This window comes from Halosimplex marinum (assembly GCF_051414075.1).
In the GTDB taxonomy this organism is placed as follows: domain Archaea; phylum Halobacteriota; class Halobacteria; order Halobacteriales; family Haloarculaceae; genus Halosimplex; species Halosimplex marinum.
Genome location: NZ_JBLKNY010000007.1, coordinates 34616 through 60668, shown reverse-complemented (window position 1 = coordinate 60668; position 26053 = coordinate 34616). Strand labels below are relative to the sequence as shown.

At 66.8% G+C, this 26053-nt stretch carries 26 protein-coding genes; 10 read left to right on the top strand and 16 right to left on the bottom strand.

Annotated features, from left to right (window positions below; genetic code table 11):
• Nucleotides 1–11: 11 nt before the first annotated feature.
• Nucleotides 12–788 (top strand): class I SAM-dependent methyltransferase, encoded by a 777-nt coding sequence (locus ACMGFI_RS18835; RefSeq protein ID WP_436911633.1) that lies wholly within the window; start codon nt 12–14, stop codon nt 786–788.
• Nucleotides 789–888: 100 nt separating this feature from the next.
• On the opposite strand, the gene hflX is transcribed toward ACMGFI_RS18835, so the two are convergent.
• The gene (gene hflX / locus ACMGFI_RS18830; protein WP_436911631.1) at nt 889–2196 is read right to left on the bottom strand and encodes a GTPase HflX; all 1308 of its coding nucleotides are present in this window, start codon (nt 2194–2196) and stop codon (nt 889–891) included.
• Nucleotides 2197–2685: 489 nt separating this feature from the next.
• Here hflX and ACMGFI_RS18825 point away from each other — a divergent pair, with 489 nt between their 5' ends.
• The 5 genes from ACMGFI_RS18825 (at nt 2686) to ACMGFI_RS18805 (ending at nt 7011) form a co-directional block, all read left to right on the top strand.
• Nucleotides 2686–3000, top strand: a complete 315-nt coding sequence (locus ACMGFI_RS18825) for a hypothetical protein (RefSeq protein ID WP_436911630.1) — start codon at nt 2686–2688, stop codon at nt 2998–3000.
• Nucleotides 2993–3160 (top strand): hypothetical protein, encoded by a 168-nt coding sequence (locus ACMGFI_RS18820; RefSeq protein WP_436911629.1) that lies wholly within the window; start codon nt 2993–2995, stop codon nt 3158–3160. Before ACMGFI_RS18825 ends, ACMGFI_RS18820 begins: the two co-directional genes overlap by 8 nt.
• An 842-nt stretch (nt 3161–4002) precedes the next feature.
• Entirely contained in the window at nt 4003–4761 is a 759-nt protein-coding gene (locus ACMGFI_RS18815; RefSeq protein ID WP_436911627.1) for a hypothetical protein, read from the top strand.
• A gap of 115 nt (nt 4762–4876) precedes the next feature.
• On the top strand, nt 4877–6247 hold the full coding sequence (locus tag ACMGFI_RS18810) for a DNA polymerase Y family protein (RefSeq protein ID WP_436911624.1): 1371 nt from the start codon (nt 4877–4879) through the stop codon (nt 6245–6247).
• A 50-nt stretch (nt 6248–6297) separates the two neighbouring features.
• Nucleotides 6298–7011 (top strand): fumarylacetoacetate hydrolase family protein, encoded by a 714-nt coding sequence (locus ACMGFI_RS18805; protein ID WP_436911623.1) that lies wholly within the window; start codon nt 6298–6300, stop codon nt 7009–7011.
• Between the two features lie 70 nt (nt 7012–7081).
• On the opposite strand, the gene ACMGFI_RS18800 is transcribed toward ACMGFI_RS18805, so the two are convergent.
• Entirely contained in the window at nt 7082–7564 is a 483-nt protein-coding gene (locus ACMGFI_RS18800; protein WP_436911621.1) for a hypothetical protein, read from the bottom strand.
• Nucleotides 7561–9288 (bottom strand): AAA family ATPase, encoded by a 1728-nt coding sequence (locus ACMGFI_RS18795; RefSeq protein ID WP_436911620.1) that lies wholly within the window; start codon nt 9286–9288, stop codon nt 7561–7563. The genes ACMGFI_RS18800 and ACMGFI_RS18795 overlap by 4 nt, the downstream gene beginning before the upstream one ends.
• Before the next feature lie 211 nt (nt 9289–9499).
• Here ACMGFI_RS18795 and ACMGFI_RS18790 point away from each other — a divergent pair, with 211 nt between their 5' ends.
• On the top strand, nt 9500–10831 hold the full coding sequence (locus tag ACMGFI_RS18790; RefSeq protein WP_436911618.1) for an MFS transporter: 1332 nt from the start codon (nt 9500–9502) through the stop codon (nt 10829–10831).
• 83 nt (nt 10832–10914) lie between these two features.
• Here ACMGFI_RS18790 and ACMGFI_RS18785 read toward each other — a convergent pair whose 3' ends face one another.
• Nucleotides 10915–11712: a CAP domain-containing protein gene (locus tag ACMGFI_RS18785; RefSeq protein WP_436911617.1), complete on the bottom strand. Its 798-nt coding sequence runs from the start codon at nt 11710–11712 to the stop codon at nt 10915–10917.
• A 131-nt stretch (nt 11713–11843) separates the two neighbouring features.
• Nucleotides 11844–12191 (bottom strand): hypothetical protein, encoded by a 348-nt coding sequence (locus ACMGFI_RS18780; protein ID WP_436911962.1) that lies wholly within the window; start codon nt 12189–12191, stop codon nt 11844–11846.
• Between the two features lie 445 nt (nt 12192–12636).
• On the opposite strand from ACMGFI_RS18780, the gene ACMGFI_RS18775 reads away from it, so the two are divergent.
• Nucleotides 12637–12771 carry a hypothetical protein gene (locus tag ACMGFI_RS18775; RefSeq protein WP_436911616.1) on the top strand — a complete coding sequence of 45 codons (135 nt, stop codon included), beginning with the start codon at nt 12637–12639 and terminating at the stop codon, nt 12769–12771.
• 84 nt (nt 12772–12855) lie between these two features.
• On the opposite strand, the gene ACMGFI_RS18770 is transcribed toward ACMGFI_RS18775, so the two are convergent.
• The 4 genes from ACMGFI_RS18770 to ACMGFI_RS18755 all read right to left on the bottom strand — a co-directional run bounded on the left by ACMGFI_RS18770 (nt 12856) and on the right by ACMGFI_RS18755 (nt 18409).
• A complete protein-coding gene (locus ACMGFI_RS18770; RefSeq protein WP_436911614.1) occupies nt 12856–13728 on the bottom strand; it encodes a glycosyltransferase family 2 protein in 873 nt (290 codons plus the stop codon).
• 49 nt (nt 13729–13777) lie between these two features.
• On the bottom strand, nt 13778–14953 hold the full coding sequence (locus ACMGFI_RS18765) for a glycosyltransferase family 4 protein (protein WP_436911612.1): 1176 nt from the start codon (nt 14951–14953) through the stop codon (nt 13778–13780).
• Between the two features lie 351 nt (nt 14954–15304).
• Nucleotides 15305–17128 carry a cytochrome c oxidase subunit I gene (ctaD, locus tag ACMGFI_RS18760; RefSeq protein WP_436911610.1) on the bottom strand — a complete coding sequence of 608 codons (1824 nt, stop codon included), beginning with the start codon at nt 17126–17128 and terminating at the stop codon, nt 15305–15307.
• Nucleotides 17129–17221: 93 nt separating this feature from the next.
• Complete coding sequence (locus ACMGFI_RS18755) at nt 17222–18409, bottom strand: hypothetical protein (RefSeq protein WP_436911608.1); 1188 nt, start codon at nt 18407–18409, stop codon at nt 17222–17224.
• Between the two features lie 124 nt (nt 18410–18533).
• On the opposite strand from ACMGFI_RS18755, the gene ACMGFI_RS18750 reads away from it, so the two are divergent.
• A complete protein-coding gene (locus ACMGFI_RS18750) occupies nt 18534–18767 on the top strand; it encodes a DUF2249 domain-containing protein (RefSeq protein ID WP_436911607.1) in 234 nt (77 codons plus the stop codon).
• Nucleotides 18764–19057 carry a cupin domain-containing protein gene (locus ACMGFI_RS18745; protein ID WP_436911605.1) on the top strand — a complete coding sequence of 98 codons (294 nt, stop codon included), beginning with the start codon at nt 18764–18766 and terminating at the stop codon, nt 19055–19057. The genes ACMGFI_RS18750 and ACMGFI_RS18745 overlap by 4 nt, the downstream gene beginning before the upstream one ends.
• A 62-nt stretch (nt 19058–19119) precedes the next feature.
• Here ACMGFI_RS18745 and ACMGFI_RS18740 read toward each other — a convergent pair whose 3' ends face one another.
• The 7 genes from ACMGFI_RS18740 to ACMGFI_RS18710 form a co-directional block, all read right to left on the bottom strand.
• Complete coding sequence (locus ACMGFI_RS18740) at nt 19120–19638, bottom strand: hypothetical protein (protein WP_436911604.1); 519 nt, start codon at nt 19636–19638, stop codon at nt 19120–19122.
• A complete protein-coding gene (locus tag ACMGFI_RS18735) occupies nt 19635–19907 on the bottom strand; it encodes a DUF2249 domain-containing protein (RefSeq protein ID WP_436911602.1) in 273 nt (90 codons plus the stop codon). The genes ACMGFI_RS18740 and ACMGFI_RS18735 overlap by 4 nt, the downstream gene beginning before the upstream one ends.
• An 87-nt stretch (nt 19908–19994) precedes the next feature.
• Entirely contained in the window at nt 19995–21053 is a 1059-nt protein-coding gene (locus ACMGFI_RS18730; RefSeq protein WP_436911601.1) for a TrmB family transcriptional regulator, read from the bottom strand.
• A 91-nt stretch (nt 21054–21144) separates the two neighbouring features.
• The gene (locus ACMGFI_RS18725) at nt 21145–21342 is read right to left on the bottom strand and encodes a hypothetical protein (protein WP_436911599.1); all 198 of its coding nucleotides are present in this window, start codon (nt 21340–21342) and stop codon (nt 21145–21147) included.
• 123 nt (nt 21343–21465) lie between these two features.
• The gene (locus tag ACMGFI_RS18720) at nt 21466–23754 is read right to left on the bottom strand and encodes an ABC transporter ATP-binding protein (RefSeq protein WP_436911597.1); all 2289 of its coding nucleotides are present in this window, start codon (nt 23752–23754) and stop codon (nt 21466–21468) included.
• 1 nt (nt 23755) lies between these two features.
• A complete protein-coding gene (locus ACMGFI_RS18715) occupies nt 23756–25045 on the bottom strand; it encodes an ABC transporter permease (protein WP_436911594.1) in 1290 nt (429 codons plus the stop codon).
• The gene (locus ACMGFI_RS18710; RefSeq protein ID WP_436911591.1) at nt 25032–26045 is read right to left on the bottom strand and encodes an ABC transporter permease; all 1014 of its coding nucleotides are present in this window, start codon (nt 26043–26045) and stop codon (nt 25032–25034) included. The genes ACMGFI_RS18715 and ACMGFI_RS18710 overlap by 14 nt, the downstream gene beginning before the upstream one ends.
• Nucleotides 26046–26053: the final 8 nt, after the last annotated feature.

Genomic DNA, 26053 nt, shown 5'->3' with positions numbered 1-26053 from the left:
CTGTCTCCCCCATGACCGAGGACCCGGAGGCGGTCTTCGCGGCGAACCGCCGCTACTGGGACCGCTCGACGCCGCGGAAGATGGCCCACGGCAGCTACCCGCTGGCGGCGTTCCGGGCGGGCGAGTCGACGCTGTTCGACCACGAGCGCGAAGAGGTGGGCGAGGTCTCCGGGCGGTCGCTGCTGCACCTCCAGTGCAACAACGGGCTGGAGACGCTCTCGTGGGCGCGGGAGGGCGCCGAACCCGTGGGGGTCGACATCTCCGGAGAGAGCCTGCGGGTCGCCCGGGATCTGGTCGCCGAAGCGGACGTGGACGCCGAGTTCGTCCAGTGCAACGTCTACGACGCCGCCGACGCGCTCGACCGCCGCTTCGGCGTGGTGTACACCTCCCGCGGCGTACTCGGCTGGCTCCCGGACCTGGACGGCTGGGCCGACGCGGTCGCGCGCTCGCTGGCCGACGACGGGCGCTTCTACCTCTTCGAGGGGCACCCGCTCGTCCACTCGTTCGACTCCGACCTGGAAATCGGGGGCTCGTACTTCGAGACGGGCCCGCGCGAGCGGACAGAGTCCGATTTCGGCGTCGACGAGCGCCACTACCTGACCCACCACCGGCTGGGCGACGTGGTCACGTCGCTCACCTCGGCCGGACTCCGGGTCGAGTTCCTCCGCGAGCACCCCTTCGACTACTGGCGGCGCTGGGAGCGGATGATCCGCGACGACGCCGGCCGCTGGCGGCTCCCCGACGACCCGATCCCGCTCACCTTCTCGCTGCGGGCGCGGCCGGCGTAGCCGCTGGCTGGCCCGTCCCCGCGTAGCCGCCGTCGGCCCACTCCGGCGTGGCCGCCGACTTGACTCTCCTGGGCCGGGAGACGTCGCCGTTCCGCGGGAGCTACCCCCCGAGCGCCTCGGCGTCGGCCCGCAACCGGTCGACGACTGCCGGCCGCCCGCGGACCGACAGCGCGACCGTCTCGGGGCCGTAGTCGACGGACTCGACGACCGCGCGGTCGTACGCCTGCGAGACGATCCCCATCGCCTCGTCGCCGTTGGGGAGTCGCAACTCGGCGCGCTCGGTGGGGAGCCGCGCCGCGACGGCCGCCCGGAGGCGGTCGAGGTTCGTCCCCTCGCGGACGCTGACCGGGACCGGCTCCGGCGCGAGGTCGGCGACCGCCTCGCGGCGCTCGGCCAGCGCGTCGCCGTCGAGCAGGTCGACCTTGTTCAGCGCCGTGACGACCGCCGACTCGTCGACGCCCTGGCCCGCCAGCACGTCGAGCGCGACGCCGACCTTCTCGCGCAACGCCGGGGGCTCGTCGCTCGCGTCGGCGACGAGCACGACCGCGTCGGCGGCCGCGGCGTCCGACAGCGTCTCGCTGAACGACTCGACCAGCCAGTGGGGCAGGTCGGCGACGAACCCGACGGTGTCGGTACAGAGGGTCCGCCGGCCGTCGACCGTCGCCCGCCGCGTCGTCGTCTCCAGCGTCTCGAACAGCCGGTCCCGGACCGCCGCCGTCTCCGTCGCCGCGTCGGGGTGCGTGTCGCGCTCGTTCGCGCCCGCCTCCTCGGCCGCGTTGAGGCCCAGGTCGTCGGCAAGTCGGCGCAACAGCGTCGACTTGCCGGCGTTGGTGTAGCCGGCGAGGGTCACCAGGTCGAACCCCTGCTCGCGGCGCTCGGCGCGGTGTTGCTCGGCCGGGTGCGGCAGGTCCGAGAGCTTCCGTTCGAGGTCGGCGATCCGGTTTTTCACCCCGTTGAGCGGCGTCCCCTTCTCGACGCGCCTGTTCATCCCCTGCACGTCCGAGCGCGCCTTCAGCCGGGGGAGGTCGTACCGCAGCCGGGCGAGTTCGGTCTGCAGTTGCGCCCGGCGCGTGCTCGCCCGGTCGGCGAAGATGGCGAGCACCAGCCGGTAGCGGTCGAAGACGGTCGTCCCCTCGGGGAGCGACTCCCCGATGGCGGCCGTCTGTCGGGGCGTCAGCTCCCCGTCGACGGCGACCAGGTCCGCGTCGGTCTCCGCGACCCGCGCCGAGAGTTCGGTGACCTTCCCGCGCCCGAAGTGGGTCCCCGGGTCCTCCGCGCGGGCCTGCGTCACTGCACCGCGGACCTCGTAGCCCGCGGCCTCGGTCAGGGCCCGGATCTCCTCGGTGTCGACCGGTTGTTCGTCCGTTCGTGCCGCGACGATCGCTGTCGATCCCGTCCGTCGTCTCATGTATGTGTGTCTGTGGGTTGCGTCGGTCTGCGGGCGATACCGCCGCCCGACTGCCGGTCCCTGCCGGACGGCCGCCGGGCTATCGGACCGTCGAAGATATTCGGTCGCGGCGTCCCAGCAGTGTCCACACACCGCGTCGCGGCAGTGTTCGTACACCGCAGAGAAGCGCCCGTCGCCCACTGTCGTGTCCGGTGGGCCGACGCGGCGCGTCGGGGCCAGCGACCGTCAACAGAAGTGTCTGATCTCCATCGCCGTGTCCGTCCGGTCGGCCGCGGCCGTCAAGAGCGTTGCCGTTGCGTGACACTCGTTCGCACGACCCGGGGTCGGCCTTCGAGCAAGCTGATTGCCGGTTCGTTGTCGACTACTTTCACCGCCGAGATTTCACTTTCACCCGCGGGACGGCGCGGCGATCACCTCCGGAACTCCGCGTCCACTTTCACTCCGGAGGTGCGGCTAACGGCTTTTGTATCGGGGTCGCTGGTCGTGGACATGACGACGAGCGAGCGCGCGGACGGGCGCCCGGCCGGCGACGGGCGGGCGGAACCGGCGGTGGAACCGGACGACGAGGCGGCGCCGTGGCACCGGCGGCGGTGGACGACCATCGTGCTGGAGGAGTACGGCGACGGCTGGCGGGCGACCCAGACCGGCGTCGCCGCCGAGGGCCACGGCGACACCGCGGCCGACGCCGCGGCGGCGTACTGCCGGCGGATCGCCGAGACGGGCGAAACCGAAGGGGACGCGACCGGGCGGGACGCATCCGGTCCGGACGGGCCGCCGAACGGCCGGGGAGGGCGTGATGGCTGACGCGCGGCGACCGGGCTCGCGGCTGGTCTACCGCTGTCGGGCCTGTGGGTTCGAGTTCGGCGTCGGGACCGCGGGCGTCGTCCCGTGCCCGCGTTGCGGGAGCATCGGAGACCACGACCGGACGGGGACGACGGCGGGGGCGACGGATGGTGGCCCCTGAGGAGCTCGCGGACCTGCTGGCCGACCCGTACCGGGTGGCCTGCCCGACCGGCCACACGGCGCTGAAACCCGCCGCGACGACCCCAGCGCCTACTGCCGGAGCTGCCGTGAGTCCTACCACGCGACCGAACTGGTCGACCGGCGGGTCGAAGCCTGCAAACCGTACCGGGACGGGAAAGACTAAGTATGCGTGGCATTAACACACAGGTGGAGCCATACGGGGCTCCCGACGTGAACCAGCGTCGTGAACTCCCGGACCATTGGCACCGTGCACGAACGAGCGGGCGAACCGCGACGGGTCCTGGCCACCCCGTCGCACCTCGAGGTTTTTATCGGCGCAACTGGGTGAGAGCGGCAGGTGCCGTGTTCTCGGACGTGCCCGGCGAGTCCGCGACTGCGGACGAACGGACGACCGCAACCGCAAACAGCGTGAAAGCCCCCGTCCGCTTCGGTCGAGGGGCTCGCTGCGCGCTTCACTCGCTACGCTCGTTGCAGTGCTTGCGTCGCCCGTCTTCCCGAAGCGGACGGCCCCTTTCATTCCCGCCCGTGTCGACTGACCGGCCAGTCTGTGCGGGTGGGAATGAAAGGGGCGACCGTCTCGACGAAGCCCGGGGAAGCAAGCACCGCAGCCCGGAGGGTGAGGAGCGCAGCGAGCCGCGCGAGTCGAGACGGTCGGGGCTTTCACGCTGTTCGGAGCCACGAGTCAGTCAGCGGTCACCACGGGCGTCGCAGTCCCGGAACCGACTCCCGTGCCCGTTCCGACCACCCCTACGAAGACCCGCCGGATGACCGTCCGAACTCCTCGGCCAGTAACTCTATTGGGGAGGGCGGAAAGGGGAGTGTGTGAACGGACGCTGGGGCGGTCGCGCGGTCTCGGAGAACGTCGTCCTCCTGGCGATGGCGCTGGCGGCGGTGCTGCTGGCGATGTCGCTTGTCGCGTCCATCTCGGGCGGGCCGACCGACCCGGACCGGCCGCGGGCGAGTTTCGTCTTCGGGACCAACGGGACGGACGTAGTGGTCACCCACTACGGCGGCGACCGGCTCAACGGCTCGCACGTCTACGTCGAGTCGGCGGCCCGCGGGCGGCTGGGCGAGTTCGCCGGGAACACCAGCGCCTGCGCGACGCCGGTCGAGAACGTCACTCGCGGCAGCGAGTGTCGTGTGACGGGAGCGGTCTACGAGCAACTGTACGTCGTCTGGAACGGCTCCGGCGGCGACCGGCTCGTCCTCGACCGCCGGTCCGCGGACCCGACGCCCTCGCCCACCCCGACTGCGACACCGACGCCGACGGCCACTCCCACGGCGACGCCAACGCCCACCGCGACGCCGACTCCGACGCCGACACCGGATACCGGAACGCCGACCGACGCCACCGCGGCACCGAACGGGACGGTCACGCCGGGCTCGAACGGGACTGCCGTACCGAACGGGACCGCTGCACCGAACGGCACCGCCGTGCCGAACGGGACGAGCGCGCCGACCGGGTCCGACGGCAGTGGGACGGGAACGCCGTCGAGCGAAGGGACGGCGACAGCCGCGTCGGGCAGCGCCGCCAGCCCGACCGGCGCGGAGACGCTGGCCCCGACGCCCGCGGGCGGATGACCGGCGGGCGCGGCGAGGGGTTCTTGCCCCGCGACGCCGGAGGTGCTACCGAATCGATGCCCGCGAGCGAGCGCGGCGATGCGACGCGCGGACTGGACCCGGCGGGGGATCCGCGATGAGCGGCGACCTCGGGAGCCTGGGGGCCGACGCGACGCCCGATCAGGTGGTCTGTCACGTCGACATGGACTGCTTCTACGCGGCCTGCGAGCGACTCCGCGAGCCCGCGCTGGAAGGACAGCCGCTCGTCGTCGGGATGGGATACGAGTCCGAGGAGACCCACGGCGCGGTCGCCACCGCCAGCTACGAGGCCCGCGAGTTCGGCGTCGAGAGCGCGATGGCCATCTCCGAGGCGCTCGAACGGCTCCCCCGGAAGGTCGAGGCCGCCCGCGACCCGGAGCTCGACGTCGAGGAGGCGGGCTTCTACCGCCCGGTCGACCTCGATTTCTACAACGAGGTCGCCGCGGACGTGAAGGCGATCCTCCGCGACGCCGCCGACGTGGTCCGCGAGGTCAGCATCGACGAGGCGTACCTCGACGTGACCGACCGGGTCCGCTGGGATGACGAAGCGGACGGCGGCGGTGGCGACGAGGGACCCGACGCTGGCACCGACGACTTCCCGACGGTCGAGACGTTCGCCCGCGACCTCAAGGAGCGCATCGAGGCGGAGGTGGGCGTCGCCGCGAGCGTGGGCGTCGCGCCGACGATGAGCGCGGCGAAGATCGCCAGCGACTACGACAAACCGGACGGGCTGGTCGTCGTCGAGCCCGGCGAGGTCTGGGAGTTTCTCGCGCCGCTGGACGTGGCCGAGATCCACAACGTCGGGCCGGTCACCGCCCGCCAGTTGCGCGACATGGGTATCGAGACTGCGGGCGACCTGGCGGCCGCCGACCCCGAGCGCGTCCGGGAGACGTTCGGCGAGCGCGGCCTGGAGGTCCGGCGCTACGCCCGCGGCGAGGACCCCCGCGAGGTGACGCCCGTCGGCGAGCCGAAGAGCCTCTCGCGGGAGTCGGCGTTCACCGAGGCGACCGACGACACCGAGCGCAAGCGCGAGAAGGTCCGCGCGCTGGCCGCAGACGTGGCCGACCGCGCCAAGCGCGAGGGCGCCCTGTACCGGACCATCGGGATCAAGGTGGTCACGCCGCCCTACGACGTGAACACGCGCGCCGAGTCGCTACCCGGCCCCGTCGACGATCCCGACCTGCTGGAGTCGACGGCACTCGACCTCCTGGAGGAGTTCGACGACGACCGGGTCCGCAAGCTCGGCGTCCGCGTCTCGAAGCTCGACTTCGCGGAGAGCGACCAGGCCAGCCTCGCCGGGTTCGAGGGGTCGAACGGCGGGGACAGCGGCGGAACGGACGCGGATGATCCGGCGGGCGGCCACCGCGCCGACGGCGATGCGGGCACGGAGGACCCGGTGGACGACTCGGACGGTCGGGACGCTCCGGAGAGTCCCGAGGGCCAGCGCTCCCTGCGGGACTACGAGTAGCGCGCGGCCGATACCGGGGATTGTTGTGCGGGAGCACCGAACGGCGAGCCATGCGACTGGCACGACTGCAGACCCCGGAGGGCGTCGTCAGCGGGCGCTACGAGGACGGGACCGTCGTCACCGAGGACGGCGAGTACGTCGTCGGCCGCGACGGCGAGTTGACCTACCCGTGTTCGCCGTCGGCGCTGTACTGCGTCGGCCGCAACTACGCCGAGACGCTCGACCAGATGGACTACGAGCGCCCGGAGGAACCGGACTTCTTCATCAAACCCCCCGCTTCGCTCGTGGGTCCGGACGACCCCGTCTACTACCCCGAGTGGACCGACGAACTCACCTACGCCGGCGAACTCGTCGCCGTGATCGACGAGCGGTGCCGGGACGTGAGCCCCGAGGAAGTGCCCGAGGTGGTCCGCGGGTACACGATCCTCGACGACGTGGACGCGCTCGACCAGGGGGGCCGCACCGCGCGGAAGGCCTTCGACACCTCGGCGCCGCTGGGACCGTGGATCGAGACGGACGTGGACCCGACCGGCCTGGACATCGAGACCACCGTGGGCGGCGAGCAACGGCAGGACGCGAACACGGAGCTGATGCTGTTCGACCCCTCCGAGGTCGTCTCCTATCTCTCGCGGCGGTTCACGTTCCAGCCGGGGGACTGCGTCGCGTTCGGCAGCCCGGCGAACCCGGGGACGATCGAACCGGGCGAGACCGTCGAGATCACCTACGAGGGCGTCGGGACGCTGCGGAATGGTATTAAAATATGACATAAGGGATGTGATATAACTTTGGCCACAAATGGAGAGCTGACTAGCAGAGCTCAAATAGATCCAGTTATTATAGTACTGAATCACATGCTTCTTCTGGAGAATAGACCTCAACCTGAAGATTGTCTTCTATCCAATTCTTATATTCTTCATCTAAGAGGGACTCAGAGTCAGTTGAGACGATAGCTCCAGATTCTGTATTTGGGGCAGTCCTCACGAAGATGAGATCATTCTCATGAAACCCTTTCTGAGAAAGTTCTTCAATTTTGCCCTCATGAATGGGAATTCGGACACGAAATATCTCTGATTCCGTTCTCCCATATGCCTGTTTTTTGATTAGTTCTTCAAATAATTCAGTATGATTGCTCCGTTTATCTGATAGGTTTTTCTTATACTCCTCCAATATCTTATACTCCGCATCAATAGCAAACTTATAATTATCTTCTTGTAAAACAGTAAAGAAAATTCGCGCACAAGCAGGTGTCCTTACAGAGTCATGCCCTTCTGTTGCAAATAAAATGACGTTAGTGTCAATTGTGATATCGACCGTCATTGTAGGTCGTTGAGATCAGTCGACTCTTTTAACATCTCAATAGCATCAGTCAGATCGTCCTGGAAAAACCCTTCTGGCCATTCATCGAATCTTCCCCTTTCATCCATTTCTATATGTTCTACAGTAGATCCGGCTTCATCTTTTGAAACAAAATATACTGAAACACGATCTTTGTCATCTATGGTCCCGTCTGCAATCCTACGTTGGATTCGATTTAGCAGATGTTCTGAATGTGTCTCAAGCATTAATCCTGTTTTTTCTTCATTTATATTAATGAAGAAGTCAGCCATTGCTGATTCAATCTTAGGATTAAGATGGATTTCTGGTTCCTCTATAATAGTCAAATACTGATTTTCAACAGCCTGAGGATCGAAAACAGCTCTCGGTGAATTTGTGGGGCTTTCCTCACGTAGACCCATATATATACACTCAACCAGAATCGGCAGGGCTTGAGAGAGTCCAAAACCCGAGTCAGCTAAATTAACGGATAGACCATCCTCAATTACTTTTAACTGATAGATATCCCCGATTTCTACACTCTCAATATCTAATTTGCAGTCAAATCCTGTCTGTTTCAACCATTGGTTTGTCTTTTCTAAGATCGGTGAGTTCCCCATCTCAGCTTTTCTGAGGATTTTTTCTTCAATATTTACACCTTGCGAGTGCGAATCCCTGGAATCTGCTCCACTTCCGAAATAAATTCTTTGCGGACTCCTTCTTAACGGCCCTACATGGGAAATATTTTCCCCAACATTATCTATATATCGAAGCATTTTGCTTGATATTTCCACAGAAGAAGCGATCCTGTTTATTAGTCCTCTTGCAAGGTTCTCCAGTTCCTCGTTGATATTTAAATCACTCCTGTTATCTGGGTCTTCACCCTTGTTATATAATTGGAATATTTTTGAGAGCTCCTTTGAGTGCAATTCAGCGCTTGGGATTTTTTGATCTGGAATATATGGTTGGTTCTTAGAATATCTCAGATACTGCCGACCCCGATCTCCTTTCGCGAAATTTGAGATAGTTTCACGTAGTACATATTCAATAGCTATCAGTCCCTGTGGATTTGATATATAGTGATCCTCATTTTCGAGCTCAACATCTAATATTTGATTATCATTTACATCAATAACAGATACAGACACACTGCTCCGCTTGAATTGTGCAGAGATATATGACAAATATAAAGATCCGATTTCTTCTGGATAGCCCATTTCCACACGCTTCAGACGATTTCTCTCAACCTCTTCATCATATCCAAACGCAAGCTCGAGATAAGGATTGTCGGGAGGGAAATCTTCATATATCTCAATAGATTCTTCCGCATAATTCCAGAATTTTGGATGCTCTGTTCTAATGTGACGCCTATACCAGCCTTCTTCAATATAATTCTTACTACATATAGGACACTCTAAGGGCCGATCATCATCCTTTGGCTCATTCGAATAGTCATATTTGAAACTATATACAATGTCATTCTCGATCTCGTGATCTTTCACCACTTCCGAATACGTTCCAGCTTTGATGCTTTTGCCATTTAGTGTCAAATTGAGGCCTTCTGTATCTGTGGATTGTTTAAGTAGGAGAAGCGGTTCTATCAAATTGGTTTTTCCAGAGCTGTTCGGGCCCAAAATCACAGAAATGCCATCAATATCAATATCGCCTGAGTTGATAATAGACTTATAATTTTTGATCGAATATGATTTAACTCCATCGAGATTCATGGTGTAGAAACCCAATTCAGGCTACTTAATAGTTAATCAAAGTAATTGTTCTCAGAATCAAAAAGTCGAGGATAAAATAATTCGGTAGATAGACACAAGAATTCCACCCTAACCCCTGATTTAAAACCGAGAAATAGCGTAAATGAGCTTCGTTAATTAGGAAGCATCGGAACCGTCGAAATAAAGGCCGGCGACGGAATACAGCGATTTAGTGAACAGCAACGACAGGGCGATCACGGCGCTCGCGTCGCTGGCCCACGGCGCGGTCCACACCTACGAGATGACGGTCCCGCTGTTCGTCGTCGTCTGGCTGACCGAGTTCGACGCGATCCCGCTCGGCGTCACGAGCGTCGACGTGACGACGGCGACGGTCGGCGTGGTCGTCACGCTGGGCTACGGCCTGTTCGGCCTCGGCGCGCTCCCCGGCGGGGTCCTCGTCGACCGCGTGGGCTCGCGGCGGCTCATCAGCGCCTGCCTGCTCGGGATGGGCCTCTCGTACGTCCTGCTCGGCCTCGCGCCGAACATGCTCGTCGTCGCCGCGGCGCTGGTCCTGTGGGGGATCGCCGCCAGCGTCTACCACCCCGCGGGTCTCTCGCTCATCAGCAAGGGCGTCGAGCAGCGCGGCACCGGCCTCGCCTACCACGGCGTGGCCGGCAACCTCGGCATCGGCCTCGGACCGCTGGCCGCGACGGTCATGCTCCTGTTCTTCGAGTGGCGGACCGTCGCGCTCGTCCTCGGCGCGCCCGCCGTCCTCGCCGCCGTCTACGCCGCCCGCGCCGACTTCGACGAGACCGCCGCCGTCGCGGACAGCGAGACGGCCGCCGACGGTGAGACGGCCGCCGACGGTGGCTCGAAGGCCACCAGCGGCGTCGACGACCTCGGCGAGTTCCTCGCGGAGTCGCGGCTGCTGTTCGCGGGCGGGTTCGCGCTGGTGTTCGTCGTCGTGATGTGTTCGGGGCTGTACTACCGCGGCGTCCTGACCTTCCTCCCGGAACTGCTCCGGGACCTCCCCGGGTTCGAACCCGTCCCGGCGGACGCGCTCCTCCCCGAGTCCGTCAGGGCTACCTTCGGCGTCGAGTCGGGCGCGGGCCGGCGGATCGAGCCCCAGCGGTACTTCTACTCCGGGTTGCTTCTCGTCGGCGTCGTCGGCCAGTACGTCGGCGGGAAGCTCACCGACCGCGTCCCCCTCGGCTACGGTCTCGCGGGCGCGTTCGGCACGCTCGCGGTCCTCGCTGTCCTGTTCGTCCCCGTCTCCGAGGCGGGACTCGGCCCGCTAGTGGCCCTCGGCGCGCTGCTGGGCGCCTTCCTGTTCGTCGTCCAGCCGATGTACCAGGCGACCGTCGCCGAGCACACGCCGTCGGGCACGCGCGGGCTCTCCTACGGGTTCACCTACCTCGGCGTGTTCGGCGTCGGCGCCCTCGGCGGTACAATCGCCGGCGGGATCCTCGCCGTCGCGACCACGACCGCGCTCTTCCTCGTACTGGCCGGCATCGCCGCCGCCGGCGCGGTCACCGGGCTGGTGCTGACTCGCCGGGCCGACTGAACCGAGCGGGCGTTCGGGTCGTCAGCCGCCGGGTCATCGGCCCCTCGCGCCGACGGCCACTCGCGTCGACGGCCACTCGCCCCTCAACAGAAGTTCTGCGTGGCGACCACCTGCGTCTTGCCGTTCTCGGGGTCGAGGACGACCCCGACGCCCTCGCGGTTCCAGTAGGGCCGCAGGAGGTTCTCGCGGTGTCCGGGGGAGTGCATCCACCCCTCGACGATGCCGCGGGCGATCCGCGTCTCGTTGCCGTCGTAGCTCACGACGCCGCCCTCGGTCTCCACCGGGGTGTCGGCGTAGGTGTACGCGAGGTTCTCGCCGCCGGTCACGTACCGCTGTCCCCCGGTGTCGACCCGGCAGTCGTAGCCGAAGCGCTCGTAGCGGTCGAGCAGGGTCTGCCCGTCGGGGCCGGTGTGGGCGAAAAACTCCTCGGTCGCCATCCGGCGGCTGTAGTAGGTGGCGATCTCCGCCAGGTCCTCGTCGTAAGCCAGCGCCGAGAGACCGCGATCGCTGCGGATCTCGTTGACCCGGTCGTGGATCGCCCGCTCGATCAGCGTCGTGTTGATGCCGTCGGTCGCGGCCGAGTCGGAGCTGTCGGCGGGGGACGACCCCGCGTCGTCGGTCAGCGCGACGGGGGCAGTACCGCCGACGACCGTCCCGTTCGACCCGGTCGCGGGCGCGTCCCCGGGCCGGTCGTCGGTCGGCGGCGCGGTGGCGTTCGGCGCGTCGACCGCGGCGCCCGGTCCCCCGCCGAGCGCGACCACTCCCAGGCCGACCGCGGCGGTCACTGCCAGGAGGACGACGACCGCGACGGCGACCGTCCGGCCCGCGAGCGCGGTGGTGCCCGGGCGGCGGACGGGGCCGCTCCGCTCGAAGTGGTCCATCGAGCGGGGGTAGCCGATCCGAGCGGAAAGGGCCGTCGCCGACACTCGCCGGGCCGGGACCGGGACGCCTGGCGGGCCCCGCCGACAGCTCGGCGGGATCCCACCGGCTCCTGCCGGTCGGGCCCAGGCGGTCAGTCCACGCCGTGCTCCAGATTCTCCAGCAGCTTGCCGACGAACAGCCCCATCCGCGGGGACAGCTCGTCGTTCTCGGGGGTCTCGACCGGGTGGGCGGCCATCGTCTCCACGAAGCGCTCGCTGAACGTCATCGTGTGCATCATGTCGACCACGTCGACGGTCAGTCCCGCGTCGGAGGTGTCCATCTCGGGGTGGCGTTCCCGTTCGGCGGCGGTGTAGCTGATCGTCCAGGAGGGGCCGCCCACCGCGTCCAGCACCGCGTCGAGTGGACCGATCTCCAGCGGCCCGTCGGGCGCACCGACGTACACCGTCCCGTCCTCGACGTGGGTCTCGTAGCGCGTCACTGTCCCGTCCACTCCATCGGTCGCGACCACTCTACCCCCGATTGGGGCTCCGATGGTAAATGTATTGACCATCGAACCGGAGTCGTGTATCGGTAACGCGAAGGGCGAAACAACGGAATTTCTGCGGGGTCACGTTCGTAATTCACAACTTCACCGGACAGGGCGACCGGATCGAAGACCGTGTGGGGCGTGAGCGAACACCCGGTCGGCCGATGCAGTTCGGTACTCGCTGGCTCCGGCGGGCCTTCCGCGTTCGAATGTCTAACCGCGGGTACCGACCCCGCCACGACCGGAGCCCCGAACGCGAGCCGGAAAATTCTCGATCCCGGACCCCACCGCCTCTTGATGGCTAGAGTGAAAAATCACACACATTTCGGAGAACGTGTCGGTGTAACTAATTCATAAAGCGACAGAACTATTTACAGTAGACGCATTTATGTCAGATATGGCATACACAGGGACCGATAAGGACGGCGGTATCGGATACGTGACGAAGTCCGAGGATGTCAGACTCCGGGATCTCGCGGTCAGATATCTGAAACGCGTTCTAACGCTCCCGGTACGGATACTGAAGCGGTGAACGGCTCGACACGGTTCCGAGGACCGTCCTCGATGTGGGATCGACGTTTCGACTCGGGGTCGACGACGCGGATCCGGTGACCTGTCATCGAGCGAGTCTCTGGAGGCGAGCTGTGAGTCGGACGACCACGAACGCCGCGTACAGGGTGACTCTGTCGGCCGATGACAGGTCCTCCCAATTTCGACAGGTCCGTTTGAACCCGGACAGCGGCGGTACGATCCTCTCCTCGGGTCGGAGGTGATCACCGTCCGGCCCGTATCGGTCGGGGTAACGCTCACAGAGCGTCGATGTCCCCGCAGCCCGACGACGGTACTTTCTCGTGAGGGCCGTGAACGACGATCGGGAGGGGTGGTAGGCGGATCTCTCGTCGAAGTACGCGAACGAGTATCCGCCGGCGTAGGCCCTGTTCCCGAACTCGAGGTCTTCGCTCTGGTTCAGACGGGGATCGAATTCTCCGATATCTTCGACGACTGCCCGCGCGACGAGGAGACAACAACTCGGCGCGAATTTGAGTTGTTCTATCGTCCGGCGAGTTGGAAAACCGGTCTGCTGGTCCAGACGCCCGAAGACCGTATCCCTGTGCGAGGAGTAGACAGTGACCGCACAGCCTACGATGTCGGTCTCCGCTCCGATCGTATCGACGAGGGTCGACAGCCATCGGGGGCCGAAATCGACGTTCGCGTCGACGAACAGGAGATAATCGCCGGCGGCCTCCCGTATCCCGATGTTTCGCGCGGCCGCAGCAGTACCGTGTTCGTCTTCGATATAGTAGTAAATTCTGTCCTCCCGGGCTGCGATCGACTCGGCTAGCTCCTCACACTCGCTCGATTCGTCGTCGATGACGACGAGCAGTTCGAATGCGTCGTACGTCTGTGCTAAGACGGCGTTGACTGTCGTCCGAAGACCCTCCGGATCCTCAGCGACTGGGACGACGATCGAAACGTCGATATCGGCCATTACAGGGGGTAGTGTCCAATAACATATATTTATTAATATACAGTATCGATTAGTACTCGGTACGGATCCGGTCGAGTAGCGTTCGGGAGACCCGCTGCCAGTTCAGTTGCTGGGTGACGAGTCGTTTCCCTCGACGGGCGAGCGCCGAGAGGTCCAGTTCGCCCCGGGAGGCCGCATTGATGGTCGCGGGGAATTGGGAGAGGTCACGTACGAGCGCTTCCCTCCCGTCTTCGACCGGGAAGCCGCGGACACCGAACGGTGTCGAAAGGACGGGAACGCCGTGAGCCAGGTACTCGGGGACCTTTACGTTCGATCCGGCGCCCGTCGTGACGGGATTCATGCCGAGGTCCGTGTACGCATAGAGACTATCGAGATCTTCGACGAAGCCCGGCAGATGGACGTTCGGCGGCGTGCTGTCCCCCTCGAACGCGTGACCCACAGTGCCGGCAACGACGACCTGAACGTCCGCGGAGATGCGGTCAACGACTTCGAGGAGGGCATCGACCGCATCCACGTTGGGTCGATGGTCGCTTCCGACGAACGTTGCGACAAAATCCGTTTCGGAGACGCCACCCGGGAGGGAATCGGACGACGGTTCGGCCGTCGATTCGGGGATACGTGTGGCATTCGGCGCGACGTGGATGGGCGTTTCGACCCCGTATTGGGAGCGATAGTGCTGGCCGTCCCGTTCCGACGTGACCACGACCAGGTCCGCTTTCTTTGCCGCCCGGGTTTCGAGTGACTCGATATAGCGGAGTAACGGTTCCGCGAAGACGCGCTCGGTCAGGGTATCGTAGTACTCGCGTTCGACGTTGTGGCTGGAGTAGACGACCGTCGTGTTTCGGTCGGCGTGCGTGGCAACCAGGTCGAACTGCCAGGGATGTTCGACCACGACGAGGTCCGCCCCTTTCAGCGTCCGCTGAAGTTCTTCGTTGGCGTAGAGCCGGGTTCGATACCCGGAGAAGACAGTCTGGACAGCGGGCGAGACGACTCTGCGCGAGATTGTTCCGGGGAGAATACAGACCCGCCGCTCGACGTAACCCTCTCTGTCGATCCGTTCGACGTCGCCGAGTCGGTCCAGTTCGTACCGCTGGAGGCACCGTCCGTCGGAGAACCGGATCAGTTCATCGTCACCCTGTCGCCCGCTGACCAGTCCGTGAATACGCCTCGCACCACCGGTTCCGGGGGGCGAGGCCAAATAGGGGGTCACCTGCACGATATCCATCAGACCGTTCACCCTCCCGCGGACACTCTCCCGTACGCGAGAAAACTTTTACCAATTGACCGGACAGTACAAGCCCGACCCGACGCCCCAGGTGAAGGTCCGACGGGGTTGCCAACGGTATATCCCGGTCGCAAGTCACCGACCAGGGAAAGTGACAAATAAGGACTTCCTCAACACACATACGAAACATGATGCCCATATATGCAAGCGAAGTGGGAGATGATGGGACCACGAGCGTCTGGAACGGTGGCGAGGGGCCACACAAGTACGGGAACTATCGGGACGAGAGCGGACAGTTGCCCGTATCGCTTCGGATCAACTGAACGTTTCTCGGCGATGGCGCGTCGCCGGTCAGCCGCCGGCGCGGTCGGCGGCCGCTCCGTCGCTCCCCGTCACCTCGCCGCCGTCGGACTCGTCCGACGAGGTCCCGCTCGCGTCGCTCGCGCGACCGCCGTCGGTCGCGAGCGCGGTCTCCTGCTGGCGTTCGAACCAGGCCCACTCGCGGCCGTGCTGGTCGGTCTCCTTGAGGTCCCACGGGTCGCCGTCGGTGACCTTCGGGCCCTCCAGCCAGGACTGGACGAGGTTCCAGACAAAGATGATCTGGCCGAACGCGAGCAGGAGCGCGCCGAGCGTCGCCGAGCGGTGCAGGGCGGTGAACAGCAGTTCCGGCCCGGCTTCGACGGCGTAGGTGGCGTACCGGCGGGGCATCCCCGCGTATCCGAGGATGATCATCGGGAAGAAGGTGAGGTTGGTCCCGACCATCGTCAGCCAGAAGTGCCACTTCGCCAGCGTCTGCTGGTACATCCGGCCGGTGTAGATGGGGAACCAGTAGTAGATGCCCGCGAAGACGGCGAAGGCGATGGCGCCCATGATGACGTAGTGAAAGTGCGCGACGACGTGGTAGGTGTCGTGCAACAGCATATCGACCGGGATCGACGCCTCGAAGACGCCCGTCACCCCGCCGATGATGAAGTTCGCGATGAACCCGACGCAGAACAGGAAGGGGGCGGTGAGCCGCAGACGGCCGTTCCACATCGTCGCGATCCAGTTGAACGTCTTGACCGCCGACGGGACCGCGACGGCCAGCGACACGGCCATAAAGGAGGCGCGCAGGCGCGGGTCGATGCCGGTCGCGAACATGTGGTGGGCCCAGACGCCGAACGAGAGCACCCCCAGCGCCAGCGTCGAGTAGACGACGAACTTGAAGCCGAACAGCTTCCGGCCGGTGAACTTCGGGAGAATGTAACTGATGAGGCCCATCGGCGGGAGCACGAGGATGTACACCTCGGGGTGGCCGAAGAACCAGAAGAGGTGTTGCCAGAGGATCGGCCCGCCGCCCTCCCCCGTCATGAAGAACGTCGTCCCGAGGTTGCGGTCGAGTAGCAACATGATCAGGGCGCTCCCGAGCAGGGGGAACGCGAAGATGATCTGCCCGGACTGGGTGAGGACGGTCCACGAGAAGATGTCGAGGTTCGCCCAGCTGACCGACTCGTCGCGCTCGGTGACGATGGTCGCGATGAAGTTGATCGCGCCCATCGTCGCCGAGACTCCGGTGAGGTGCAGCCCGAGCAGCATCAGGTCGACGGCGGGGTTGGGCTGCTCGATCGAGAGCGGGGTGTACATCGTCCAGGCCGTCTGGGCGGGCGCGAGGCTCGGCAGGAAGAACCCGGCCCAGATGAGGAGCGCCCCCGGCGGGAGCAACCAGAAGGCGATGGCGTTGATCCGCGGGAACGCCATGTCGTCGGCGCCGATCAGGAGCGGGACGAAGTAGTTCGAGAACGCCGCGAGCATCGGCGTCCCGAACAAGAATAGCATCGTGATCCCGTGGCTCGTCAGCAGCCCGTTGTAGAGGCTGCTCTCGATGAAGTTCGAGGTCGGCGTGACCAGTTCGAGCCGCATCAGCATGACGGCGATCCCGCCCCAGGCGAACGCGAGGACGGCGAAGGTGCCGTACATCAGCCCGATGTCCTTGTGGTCGACGGTCGTCAGCCAGCGGACGATGCCGCTCGGCTTGTGCGCCTGCTCCTCGCCGGTGCCGTACCCGCCGGCGCCGGTTCCGCCGCCGACGGTCGGCGTGTACGACCGCCAGTCCTCCAGCCGTACGACCCAGACGAACACGCCCAGCAGAAACGCTGCCGTCAGCCCCGACAGCGTCAGTGTCGCGATATCGGCCATGTGCGGGGGGATTCACCCCCAACCCTCGTGGGTCTTCTCGGGAACGTGTTCGGGCCGCTTTTTCCGGGGTGCAGTGGACGGGCAGTCGACGGATCAGTCCCGCGCCCGCTGGACGAACACGCCGAGGACGAGGTAGGCGTACGCGACCGCACCGGCGAGCGCGAGCGTCCGGCCCGCCGTCGGGAGGAGCGCGACCGGGACCACCGCGGCGAGGAGTTCGAGGACGAGCCCGACGGCGATTAGTCCCATCGCGGCTCGCGCGAGTGCGTCGCCCGCGCCGGGGAACCGTCCGACCGTCGGCGGGTAGAACTGGAACGTGACCCCGGCGACCGACAGCCCGAGGAAGCCGAGCAGGTTCAGCCGGTAGTGGGCTGTGACCAGCGCCGGGTCAACGGCGCCGAATGCGAACGACAGGCCGAGCGCGACGGCGAGGGCGCCGAACCCGACCCCCAGCAGCGGGCCGAGAAAGCCCACCCGGTCGCGGTCGCTGGCGCGGTAGAGCCGGACGTACGCCGCGGCGAACCCGGCCACGGCGACGGCTTCGAGGACTGCCCCGGCGCGGAAGACGGGACCGGCGGGCAACCCCGCGGCCAGCAGCGCGGGGCCGACGGCCCCCGGCGGCAGGACGGCCCACGGCACCCACGACGGGAGGTCGGCGACGAGAAAACGGGGCAGGAGGCGGAAGCCGACGGCGAACAGCAACAGCGCGGCGCCGCCGGCGGCCAGCAGGTGCGTCGCCCGCGGCGGGTAGCCGTCGAGGACTGCGGGCGCGACGGCGACCCGGGCGGCCAGCGTCTCCCACGACCCGACGGCGAGGTACGCGAGGACGACCGGGACGAACCGGTTCGCGGCGCGGTCGACGGGCCGCCGGTCGGCGTTGTGGTCGCCCGTCCCGGTCTCCGCGCCGGTCGGGTTGTCGCGGACGGTCCAGGCGAGCGTCGCGACGAAGACCGCGACGCCGGCCGCCCACGCCGCCGCCCCGAGTGGTCCCACCACGGCCGGCACTCCCGCCAGCGGCGCCAGGGCGAGCCCGGCGGTCCCGCCGACCGCCAGCGGCAGGTGGACCGCGGGCGCCCGCGGCCACGCCAGCGACCGGTCGAAGTAGGAGGGCACCAGCGAGTACGCCTTCCCGAAGACGACGCTCAGGACGAACCCGTAGAGGCCGAGCGCGACCGTCGTCCGCCGCGGGAGCCCCGCGAGCGCGGCCGCCTGCCAGGCGACCAGCCAGCAGACGCCGGCCGCGACCAGCGCCCGCGACCACCGCGAGAGCGTCGCCGACATATCCCCGACCTCGTCCGCTCGCCCCCTCAATCTGGTGGCGAACGCGCTCGGCCGAAACGCTGTCGGCACGGACGAACATATTCGGGCAAAGGGAGAGGCGTGCGGGCGGCCAACCGTCGGACGTATGCCAGCGACAACGCTCGACATCCGGGACGTGCCGCCGCCGGAGCGCCACCCGATGATCCACGAGGCCTTCCAGGATCTGGACAGCGGCGAGACGCTACGGATCGTCAACGACCACGAACCGAAGCCGCTGTTCTACGAGTTCCAGGCCGAGGTAGAGGAGTTCGACGCCGAGAACTACTCGGTCGAGCGCCGCGATACCGACGAGTTCGTCGCGGACCTCCCGAAGGAATGAGCGAGGTCGTCCACCTCCCCGATCTGGACGGCGACGGGCGTGGCGTCCTCTTCGAGGGCGCGCCGAAGACCGTTCGACTCGCGCTGGACGCCGGCGACCGCGTCCCGCCCCACCAGCACCCCGACAGGGAGATCGTCTGCTACGTCGTCGACGGCGAGATCGAGATGACCCTCGGCGACGAGACGGTCGAACTGGCCGCCGGCGACGCCGCCCGGTTCTCCGGCGACCAGGACATCTCCCCGCGGGCCCGCGAGGACAGCGTCGCCCTGCTCGTCCTCGCCGAGGGCTGAGCGGGGCTCTCCGACTCGGTTTCTCGCCGTATCGCGAGAACAGCGACAGCGGCGAAAGCGCCCTACTCGCCGAACAGCGACAGCGCCGTCGCGACGGTCTCGGGGTCGTGGTCGTCGCCCTCGGCAGCCGCCCGGAGGCTCCGCTCGGGGGCGGCCAGCAGGCGGGCGACCAGCCGGTCGGCGAGTCGTTCGACCGCCTCGCGGTCCCGATCCGGGAGGTCGCCCCGGGCGTCGAGCCTCGCGAGCGCCGTCTCGACCTCCCGCTCGCGGACCTCGCTTGCCCGCTCGCGGATCCGGGCGCGAGCCGCGTCGGGATCGGGCGTCTCGCCGTCCGGTTCGGTCGTCTCGCCGTCCGGTTCGGTCGTCTCGCCGTCCGGTTCGGTCGTCTCGCCGTCCGGTTCGGTCGTCTCGCCGTCCGGTTCGGTCGTCTCGCCGTCCGGTTCGGTCGTCTCACCGTCCGATTCGGTCGTCTCGCCGTCCGATTCGGTCGTCTTGACAGCCGGGTCGGCGGGAGGCTCCGCGGCGCCGGCGGCGTCGGAGTCGGCGCCCTCGGTCCCGCCGGTCGACGACGCGCCGGTCATGCCCGCCAGATCGTCGTGACGGTGACGCCGTCGCGCTCGACGGTCGCGTACTCGTAGCCGCGGTCGTCGAGCTTGGGGTAGAGGTGCTGGGGCGCGCGGTCGTTGAACTGGACCAGCACCGTCTCGTCGTCCAGTTCGACCAGCCGTTCGAGGGTATTCGCCAGCGGCTTCGGCGGTCCCAGGTCGCGAACGTCCAGCGTCTCCCGCGGCGCGTCGCGGGGGGCGCCGGTCTCGGCGACGACCGCCTCGGGGTTCAGTCCGGTGGACATGCACGGACCTACGGCGCCGACGCTTCCAGGGGTTGTGCCGAACGTATTCGGGTACTGGAAAACCGGGAAAAACCATCGAGACCGCGACTACTCGTCGGCCGGGCGCAGCGTCACCACGTCGCCCTCGTACTCCTCGATGAACGAGCCGGGGCCGCCGACGCTGACCTCGCCGCCGTCGGTCTCCAGATAGAGGCTGGTCTCCAGCGTGTAGTCGTTGGTCGACGGCTCGACGAACGCCTGGCGGACCTGGCTGACCCGACCGGCGACCTCGGGGCCCTCGTCGGTCCGGACGACGGCCTCCAGTTCCGTGCCCTCGCGGCGGTGGAGGACGGCCTCCAGCACGGAGTGGCGGAACCACTCGAAGGTCCGCGGGAGCTCGCCGGGTTCGCGGACGTGGACCTCGGTCGCCGCCGGCCAGTAGGCGCCGAAGTACAGCCCGACGATCGCCCCGGCGAGGTTGTCCTGCGTGACGGTGACCGCCTCCTTGTCGACGTGGGTGCCCGAGAGGATCCCCGAGTGGCCGATCATCGCCGCCTCGTCGTCGGCGGCGTACATGAACGGCAGGCTCTCGGACCACGAGCGGACGACCGCGGCCGTCTCGTCGAGCCCCAGCTCGTCGGCGTCGATGTCGGCCATGCCGCCGACGAGCAGGAAGACGAGCACGCCCCGGTCGACCGCGTCCCGCAGCTCCGGCTCGATGTCCTCGTAGGAGTGGCCGGGGACCGCCACGAGCACCTCGTGGTCGGCCTCGGAGATCCCCCTCCGGAGGCGCTTGACCGCCGTCTCGCGGGCCTTGATGATCTGGATCTCCGGCGTCTGGGGCTCAGTCCGGTTGAACCGCTCCTCCAGCGTCGGGGTGATGGATTCGAGGCGGTTCGACAGCGCGTCGATGGCCTCCTCGGGCGGCCGCGCCCGGATCGTCGTCGGCGAGGCGTGGTCGTTGACGACGACGAGGTTGCGGTCCTCCAGGCGCTCGGCGATGTTGTACACCGCCCGCTGGGTCACGTCCGCCGCCTCCGCGACGGTCCGCACCGTCGTCTCGCCCTGTTCGAGGATCGCCAGGTAGGTGTCGATCTCCGTGTCCGAGAAGCCGAACACGTTCAGCTCGTCCCTGAGTGTCCCGTCATCGATCCCTTCGTCGGTCATGATATCGGTCCGTTGATCGGTCTCACGTATGGTTGTTCCTCTTGCATATTCGATCGGCGGCTTCGCCGCTCCCGTCGTCCGCCGCGGCCGCTCACCACAGCTCCTCGAAGGGGTCCCAGTCGAGGCGGATGAACACCGCCGAGGCGACGAACACCACGGCGAGCATCGCGAAGCTCACCACCGAGATCACGAAGGTCCCGGTCCCCCGCTCGACGAACGGGACCGCCAGGACCAGGAACCCCAGCAACACGGCGCTCGCCGTCAGGAACGCGCGCCAGACTGTCGTCACACCCACGTCCTCCGTACGCGGTGATCGACGGCCGGGCACTTCATGGTCCCGCCACCGCCCGACCCCGCGCCGGGCCGCCGCATGTCAGAGCGGCCCGCGGCCGGGCGGGCGGGACCGCCATCGTCAGTCCCCGGCGTTCGGCGACTCCGCGGCGTCGACGCCCTCCAGAGGTTCGCTGTCCCAGTAGGGGTGGTTCGGGTCCGCCCGGTGGCACGCGACCGCGCGCTCGCCGGACCCCGACTCGTCCAGGTCCGGCGCCTCGCTCACGCAGGCCTCGCGGGCCTCCGGACAGCGGGTGTGGAACCGACAGCCCGTCGGCGGGTCGACGGGGTCCGGAATGTCGATCGACCGGACCGGCGGCTCGGTCATCTCCTGGTCGCTGGGGTCTAAGTTCGCCGTCGCCCACCGCAGCACCTTCGTGTAGGGGTGCTGGGGGTCGTTGAGCACCTCGTCGGGCGGGCCGACCTCGACGAGTTCACCGAGGTACATGATCCCGATGCGGCCGTCGGCCTTCTCCGCGAGGTAGCGGGCGTTCGACAGCGTGTGCGAGATGAAGACGAAGGAGGTGTTGAACTGCTCCTGCAGTTCGAGCAGCAGGTCCATCGTCTCCACCCGCAGGGACACGTCCAGCGCCGAGACGGCCTCGTCGGCGAGGATCACGTCCGGGTTCATCAGCAGGGCGCGGACGAGCGCCACCCGCTGTTGCTCCCCGCCCGAGAGCTGGTGGGGGAAGCGGTTGGCGTAGTCCTCGGGCGGGGTCATTCCGACCCGGTCGAGCAGCGCGTAGATGCGCGCCCGGCGGTCCTCGGTCGACAGCTCGGGGTTCCAGCGCTTCAGCGGCGCCTCCAGCGAGGTGACGACCTTCTGGTTGGGATTCAGTGACGCGCCCGGGTCCTGGTGGATAATCTGCAGCGCCCGGCGGATGTCGCCGTATTCGATCTCGGGGCCGCCGACGCCGTCCTTGGCGTCCCAGACGTCCTGACCGCGGTAGGAGACGGTCCCCTCCGTCGGCCGCTGGACGCCGATGATCGCCTTGCCGAGCGTCGTTTTCCCGCAGCCCGACTCGCCGACCAGCGCCAGCACGTCGTTCTCCGGGATGTCGATGGACACGTCGTCGACCGCGTGGACCGTCTCGGGGTCGCCGGTCAGCGACCCGAGCAGCCCCTGCTCCTCCTCGAAGTGGATGGACACGTCGTCCAGCGAGACGACGGTCTCGTCGTCCGGTGCGGCGAGCGCGCCGCGCCCGCCGCTCCCACCGCTCGCGCCGGCTCCGAACGCGCCGGCGTCGTCGGTATCGGCCTCGTCGGCGGTCGCCTCGACGGCCTCGGCGACGCCCTCCACGTCGAACGGCACGGCCTCGTCGGCCCGCTCGTGGTAGAAGCAGGCCGAGCGCTGGTCCGGGCCGGCGTCGTACCACTCCGGTTTCTCCTCGTGGCAGCGCTCGTCGGCCAGCGGACACCGCGGCGCGTAGTGGCAACCGTCCGGGACGTGCGCCGGGTTCGGCGCGGTCCCCTCGATCGGCTGCATCGTCTCCAGGGGTGCGTCGAGGTTCGGTACCGCCTTCAGCAGTGCTCTGGTGTAGGGGTGCGAGGAGTCGCGGACGAGCCGCTCGCTCGGCCCGACCTCCGCCAGCTCGAACGCGTAGAGGATGGCCAGCCGGTCGGCCAGCCCCGCGACCAGCGGCAGGTCGTGCGTGATGAAGAGGATCGACAGCTCGTACTTCTCCTTGATGTCGTCGAGCAAGGAGAGGATCGACCGCTGCATCAGCAGGTCCAGCGCGGCGGTCGGCTCGTCCATCAGGAGCACGTCCGGTTCGAGGATGAGCGACAGGGCGATCAGCGCCCGCTGGCTCATCCCGCCCGACAGCTCGTGGGCGTAGGAGTTCAGGACGCGCTCGGGGTCCAGATACAGGTCCGACAGCAGCTGGTGGGCCCGCTCCATGCCCTCGTCGACGTCGTAGTCGTGGGCCTCCAGCGTCTCCTCGAAGTGCCCGCCGATGGTCATCGTGGGGTTGAACGAGGAGAGGGCGCCCTGGAAGACCATCGAGATCTCCTCCCAGCGGAACTGCTTGAGATCGTCGCCCGAAAGATCGAGGACGTGGACCGGGTCGGCGTTCTCCGAGGGGTAGTAGCGCACGTCGCCGGTGGTGATCCCGGGCTCCTCGACGGCGTCCATCATCGCGTTGGCGAGCATGGACTTGCCCGACCCGGACTCCCCGACACAGCCGAGGATCTCCCCGCGGCGCAGGTCGAGGCTCACGTCGTCGAGCACCATCGCGTCGCGGGCCTGCAGGTCGTAGGTGACGCTGACGTTGCGCACCTCGACGATGGGGTCGTCGGTCGCGCGGGCCGTCTCGTCGCGGCCCCGCGAGGACCCGTCGGTGCCGCTCGTGTCGTCGCGCGTGCTCGCCATGTCAGATACCTCCCGTGGCCGCGCTGGTGGCGCCGCCGGGGCCGCCGGCGTCGCCCTCCTCGTCGCCGTCGTCCTCGACGGTCTTCGCGTGGCGGGCGCGGACCCGCGGGTTGAACACGCGGTCGGCGCCCTGCGCGAGCAGGGTCAGCCCGAGCGCGAGGACGATGATCGTCACCATCGGGACGAGCAGCCAGTGGAACGCCGCCGCGGAGGAGGTCGCCCCCGCGCGGTTGACCGCGGCGTTCATCATGACGCCCCAGTTGTTGCTGTTGTACGGCAGGACGCCGAGGAAGTAGAGCCCGACGGCCCCGAAGATGACCGCGCGGGCCTGCCGGACGAAGTTCATCGAGATGTACGGCATCAGGTTCGGGACGATGTCGCTGCCGATGATCCGCGGGGTCGGGATCCCCATGATGCGCGAGGCCTCGACGTACTCGGCGTCCCGCAGCGTCAGCACCTGCGAGCGGATCGCGCGTGCGAGCCCCGCCCAGGCGTTGACCGTGATGAGGACGCCGATGACCACCGGGTGGCCCTCGATCTGCAGCACCGCCGCGAGGACGATGGTCAGCGGCAGGCCCGGGATGGTCATCATCACGTCGGTGATCGTCATCAGGACGCTGTCGACGCGCCCGCCCTTGTAGCCGGCGAGCGTGCCGACGGCCGTCCCGAGGACGACCGTGAACACCGCGCCGGCCGTGATCATCAACAGCATCGCGGGCGTCGCGTAGACGAGCTGCGAGAGGATGTCCACGCCGGAGGCGGTCGTCCCGAACGGGTGCTCCAGCGTCCGGAACGCCCCGATCAGCCGCCGGCCCTGATTGGGCGACGGCTCCGCGACGACGTGGGGGCCGACGAGCCCCATGAACAGGTACAGCGTGACGACGGCGACGCCGAAGCGGGCCCGCCAGTCGTCCCAGACGATCCGGGCCGGCGCGAGCACCTTCTCCTCGAACCACTGCCGGCGGCGCTCGCTCTCGCTGAGCGTCACGTCGGCCATCTGCTCGAACTCCGAGACCGACCCGCCGGCACCGTCGGAGCGGAGGTCGTCGGTGCGCTCGCCGCCGTCCGCGCGGAGGTCGTCATCGCGCTCTCCGTCGGCCGCTGGGAGCCGCCCCTTCCAGGCGTGCCCGGAGATGGCCGGCCGCGACGGGCCGGCGTCGTCGTCGGTCCCGGTGACCGCCGCCGGGTCGATGGCGTCGTCGTTGCCCGCGATCGCGTCGAAGGCGGGGTCGGAGTCGGCCTCCTCACCCGGTTGCGGGTCGTCGCCCCGTTCGTCGTCAGTAGGACTCACGCGAGGCACCTCCCCTGGCGCGCGGGTCGAGTATCCCGTAGGTCAGGTCGGCGATGGTGATGCCGATGACCATCGCGATGGTGATCAGGATGAACCCGCCCATCATCAGCGGGTAGTCCCGGGCGCCGATGGCCTTGATCAGGTAGAACCCGACGCCCGGGTACGCGAAGATGTTCTCGATGATCACCGCCCCGCCGAAGACGGTCCCGATGGCGATCATCAGGCCCGTGTACATCGGCAGGATGGCGTTGCGCGCGACGTACCGCAGGGCGATCCGGCGGGTCGAGAGCCCGCGCAGGCGCGCCACGCGGAGGTAGTCCTCCCCGAGGACGCGGATGGCGTTGCCGCGCATCGACAGCGCCCAGCCGCCGAAGCCGACGACCGCCATCGACGCGATCGGCATCGCCCCGTGGTAGAGGACGCTCAGCAGGAACTCGGGGTTGGTGAGCGCGGGGTCGAGCGCGGAGTTGTACCGCCCGCCGGTCGGGAAGATCTGGTAGCGGTAACCCAGGTACGCGACGAGCAGTAGCGCGACGACGTAGCCCGGCGTCGAGTTGAGCACCAGGCCGACGCCGGTGGACCCGACGTCGAACGTCGAGCCCTCCTTGTAGGCCATGACCGCGCCCAGCGAGACGCCGACGGTGAAGGCGATGAACAGCGCCGAGGCGGTCAGGAACACGGTCCAGGGGATCGCCGGGCCGATGATGCTCGCGACGGGGTCGCCGTACCAGACCGACTGGCCGAAATCGCCCTGCGCGAGGCCGAGCATGTAGTCGACGTACTGGACGTACACCGGCTCGTCCGGGTTGATCCCCGACTGGGCCTCGATGCGCCGGTTTATCGCCTCCGGCGACAGGTTGCTGCCCCCCTGCTCCATGATCTGCGCGCGGAGGTAGTCCATCGGTCCCCCCGGCAGGAGCCGGATGAGGCCGAAGCTGAACGACACCACCGCGAAGACGGTGAACACCGACTGTCCGATGCGTTTGACGAAGTATTTCATGTGTGAAA